2 protein-coding genes and 1 pseudogene are annotated in these 1502 nt (G+C 58.3%); 1 reads left to right on the forward strand and 2 read right to left on the reverse strand.

The genetic code is table 11. The features are described from left to right. The coding region (locus ACXJ5O_RS26680) for an SPASM domain-containing protein (protein ID WP_457302540.1) at positions 1–673 on the forward strand (673 nt) is incomplete at its 5' end. On the opposite strand, the gene ACXJ5O_RS26685 is transcribed toward ACXJ5O_RS26680, so the two are convergent. Next, positions 663–1295 (reverse strand): hypothetical protein, encoded by a 633-nt coding sequence (locus tag ACXJ5O_RS26685; RefSeq protein WP_457302541.1) that lies wholly within the window; start codon positions 1293–1295, stop codon positions 663–665. The two genes, ACXJ5O_RS26680 and ACXJ5O_RS26685, sit on opposite strands and share 11 nt — an antisense overlap. Next, positions 1292–1502: pseudogene (locus tag ACXJ5O_RS26690) on the reverse strand (ABC transporter permease); the annotation flags it as partial. The pseudogene ACXJ5O_RS26690 and the gene ACXJ5O_RS26685, both read right to left, overlap by 4 nt.

Here is a 1502-nt window from a genome sequence, read left to right on the forward strand (position 1 = left end):
GATCAATGCGCCGATCCATCGCCACAACATGGAAGAAGTACCGGATTTCATCGAACTTGCGCTCTCCCTCGGCGCCGAGCGGCTGGAAATCGCCAATGTCCAATATGCGGGCTGGGCTCTGCTCAATCGCAAGGCGCTTATGCCGGAACGCGAAGCGGTCGAGCGTCAGGTGCAGATCGTCGAGGAGGCGCAGGAACGTTTGCGCGGCATCATGACGATAGACTTCGTTACGCCAGATTATTTCGCCATTTATCCGAAACCCTGCATGGGCGGCTGGGCGCGCGATGCCTTTATGGTAGCGCCCGATGGAACCGTGCTTCCATGCCATGCCGCCAGCACGATCAAGTCTCTGCATTTCGAGCGTTTCGGCGACTGGAGCCTCAGCCGTATCTGGCATGAATCGTCGGCATTCAATGCGTTTCGCGGAACAAGCTGGATGCAGGAGCCATGCCGCAGTTGCGCGCGCCAGGAGATCGATTGGGGCGGTTGCCGCTGTCAGGCCATGGCAATCGCCGGCGATGCGGCTGCTACAGACCCCGCCTGCATCAAATCACCGCTGCATGCCCGCATGGGTGCGCTCATCAACGAGGCAATCAGCACAAAGACGGCCGACACAACGCCGGACGCCTTCACCTATCGCCGCATCGGCCGTGTCACCGAACCTATGGTTTGATGATCGATTGCTGGATCGTCTTCGACAGGCCGTATAGGCGTTGCTCGATAATCGTCGGCACCTCGCAGACATACGTCAGCGAGTGGACCCGTTCATCGTATATGCGGGTTTCCCAGGTCAGTCTTTCATTTGCCCTGTCGAGTTCCTCCGGATCCACATCAGGCTTGGCGCGCATCGCGTCCACTGTCGAGGCTTCCTTCCGCAAATCCTCCGCCATGTCGCGTTGCTTGTCGGCGTAGCGCGAGATACCGGATATCACTTGCTCGCGCTCGCGGTTCAACGTGTCGAATACACCCTGGAACAGCATGAACATCTTGTCGTTCACCTGTTCTTTCGGCAGTCCTCCGGCAAACTCGACGATCTGCTTTTGTGCCCCGTCGAGTGGATTGCGCCGCGCCGCAACTTCGCCAACGAGATCATCGATTTTTGGATCGCTATCCCAGTTTTTCGCGGCCTCGGGAATGTCCGGGCCGTTCCACACCTGACCGATCGAAAGTTCCGGTACCTTGCGCTGGACGCAAGGCCAGCTCGGATCATTGTTCGCCGCGGCAATAGCACCGTTGCCGGAAACCAGCAGGACAAGGCCAGCCGACGCCGCGAAGAATACCTCTGACCGTTTCAATTATTGCCTCCCTCTTGTTTCTTGATGACGAGACCGCGCGAGGGGTCGTAGGCGATGATTGCGCCCGCAATGAAAACGATGGTGAATCCGCAGACGACGGCAAGCGACGTCCACTCGATCTGTCCGTAAAATGCGAAGCGCACCAGTTCGACCGCATAGGTAAACGGATTGAGCAGGCAGATCTTGTAGAGCAGGGGACTTGCCTCC

Source organism: Phyllobacterium sp. P5_D12 (assembly GCF_054049495.1).